At 41.6% G+C, this 3,036-nt stretch carries 2 protein-coding genes; one reads left to right on the top strand and one right to left on the bottom strand.

Annotation, left to right across the window (positions count from 1 at the left end):
- Window positions 1–2,042 (top strand): AAA family ATPase (locus HT737_RS29865; protein WP_182404616.1); only part of this gene is annotated, 2,042 nt, incomplete at its 5' end.
- Window positions 2,043–2,168: 126 nt separating this feature from the next.
- On the opposite strand, the gene HT737_RS29870 is transcribed toward HT737_RS29865, so the two are convergent.
- Window positions 2,169–3,036 (bottom strand): P-loop ATPase, Sll1717 family (locus tag HT737_RS29870; RefSeq protein WP_182404617.1); only part of this gene is annotated, 868 nt, incomplete at its 5' end.

Consider the following 3,036-nt stretch of genomic DNA (forward strand, 5'->3'; position numbering starts at 1 on the left):
CAATCAACGGCACAGGGAAGAGTACTATTGCAAAAGCCATCGCAGCTTCCGTAAACGACTATAAAAACAAGTCCAAAGAATTGGACCAACTCCGCCCTTATAAGTTGAGAGCGGACAAGGAAGCGACACCAGTCGTGGAAGGATGTGAAACTGTCCAAAACTTCCTGATTTTCGATGAAAAATATATCAATGAAGTCGCCTTTCAGGCAGACGAATTGGTCAAAGGAAGCTTCGACATTTTCATCCGTGGCGAAGATTACGAAAGAGGAATACTTGAAATCGAGGATATGACCTCGCAAATGAAAAACACTTTGAATGGCGATGAGGAAATTTCCGGGCTGCTGGCAGATTTCGACGCAATAATTACTGCCTTCGGAAAAGAAGTTAAACACGGTATACACGCGTCAAGCGCCATGTCCCAAGCTTTTAAAGGAGGCAACAACGTTGCCAATATTCCCGAAGGCTTAGAACCTTTCAAAAATTTCATCCAGAACGACAATAACTTCAAATGGGTGAGTTGGCAGCACCAAGGTGCGCCATTCATGGATATGGGTAGCGATTGCCCATATTGTGCGACAGACGCTACCGAGAAGATAGAAATAATAAAAAAGGTATCTGATGTTTATAAACCCAAAGCAATCGAAAACCTTAACAAGATTGTTATTGCCTTTCAGCATCTCGAACAATATTTCTCCGAAGAAACGAGAAATCGAATCACAGGATTTATCTCAAAAATTGATGGCTACACTGACGACGAGTCTAATTATTTACTCGACATAAAAGAACAAATCGGACGACTGAGAGAGCGCTTCATTGCCGCTCGCTCACTCGGCTTCTCATCCTTGAAAGACGTCGACAAAGTAATCAACGCTATAAAAAACCAAGTAATTGATCTGAGCAATTTCCCGCACTTGAAATCAGAGGCGACTCAAGGTAAAGCAAACATAGTCAATAAAGAGCTTGAAAAACTGCAAGAGATCGCCGGAAACTTACAAGGAAAAGTTGCCAAGCAAAAGCTATTGATTAAAAAATTGATTGAAGAACACGGTGAGAAAATAAATCAATTCCTCAGGAATGCCGGATATAATTATCATGTGTTTTTGAAAGAGGAAGATAGAGGAGAGTACCGCCTAAAACTTGAGCCGAACGACATTATAGGCGAAGTTACCGAAGTTAAGAGTCGATTGAGTTTTGGTGAGCGCAACGCATTTGCTTTAGTATTATTCATGTTTCAAGCTCTGAAAGAAAAAGCAGACTTAATCATCTTGGACGATCCAATCTCCTCATTCGACAAGAATAAAAAATATGCCATCATGGACATGCTATTCTCGAAAGGAAAATCATCGCTTAGTGGTAAAACTGTACTAATGCTGAGTCATGACTTCGAACCAGTTGTTGACCTTATCCATCATCACCGGGATAGATTTGAGGCGCTAAGCGCCTGCTTTTTGGAGAACAAACAGGGATACTTGACCGAGAAAGTAATTGAGAGGAAGGACATACAGACTTTTGTTGAGATTAACACCTCCAATCTTGCGGATAAGATCCACGCTCTTCATAAAGTAATTTATCTGCGTAGATATTTCGAAGTCATTAATAGAAAGAATTTGGCGTTCGACGTACTATCCAGTGTCCTTCACAAACGGAAGCGTCCACAGATTTACGAACAAAGAGAAGTAGAGAGCGGTGTGTTCGAGCTTGTTCTGCGCGACCTAACTGACGAAGAGTTCGCGTCAGGAACGAATGAGATAGTCGGTCACATCCACGACTTCGACTATGATAAGTTATACGCACTTAGCAGCGTCAACGCAGAGATGAAAAAGCTGTACCTAGATACGTCAAGCAACTATGAAAAATTACATATATATCGCATGATATTTGACGAGAAAGCAGTAGCTACTTCAAATGTAATTGCAAAATTCATCAATCAATCATTTCACATAGAGAATGATTACATCTATCAATTAAACCCAAGATCCTATCAAATGGTACCGCAATACGTCATTGATGAGTGCGACAAAGCGATAAACGAAATTCAGTGAGCATTGTAAACAGCGCGACTTAGGTGATGTGAAATTTTATTTATTAATTGTGCTTCAAGGTCTAGTTCTTGCCGGCAACTGTCATCCATGAGCGGTAGCTGCCGGCCAGATGTACTTGCGAGAGAACTATTCTTTCAGAGCAAGATGCTCCTTCAAACCTAAATGCACCTTAAAAAGTGAGCCAGAACTGTCCCACGCCTCCCCAGGCTCAGAGTATCTGTATACCCATTTTTTACCACCATATCCGGAAGCTCGATAAGCCCCTATCACGGAGTATTCATAAAGAGTTTCGAGCGCCTGTTCAGATGTACGATCACTCTGAGGAGATATCGATTGTGTATATCTTTGCTCAAATGTTACTCTCGCAAACGAAAGTAGCCCAATTTTGGAAATTATCCTGAGTGAGTCTTCCCACTCTGCCCAATGCGGAGAAATTTCATCGTGCAGCTCACGCCGCAGATAAGTTGAGTACTCTCGGCGGGACTCAACTATATCTTTGTTTATGAAAACTGTAACTCCGCCTTTAGAGGCAATGCGTTTCTTGGCTTTATCGAGGAGAATATTTAGAAAGCTAATAATATCCCTTGGGCGCAAGAACGACCTAGCAACAATATAAGAAAACTTCTGCTGACGCCCACGCATTTTTACGCCATCGTGCAAATACTGCCACTCCGACCCAACAATACTTTTAACCCGGGAATTCACTACTTTCAATAGCGACTCCTCATCCCAGGATATGTCCAAAACAGAAGTAGATGTAATCTTGTTTTTATCAGAAAAATTTATTTCATCCCAAAGATCAGTACGCAAATAAACAACCGACTTCAATTTAACAGTATTTTTTGCAGCCTCACGGTTAATTGCCCTGGTTGCCAAAATCAGGCCAGTGATCATCTGCTGTCTCGAGTAATCAAATCTCGACATGCCCTGATCAAGCTCATCAAAATGGATCAGTACTTTCTCTAACCCTTCGCGTTCGCAAAGATAGAGCGTA

The sequence above is a fragment of the Pseudomonas sp. MD195_PC81_125 genome (assembly GCF_014060985.1).
GTDB classification, from domain to species: Bacteria; Pseudomonadota; Gammaproteobacteria; order Pseudomonadales; family Pseudomonadaceae; genus Aquipseudomonas; species Aquipseudomonas parakoreensis.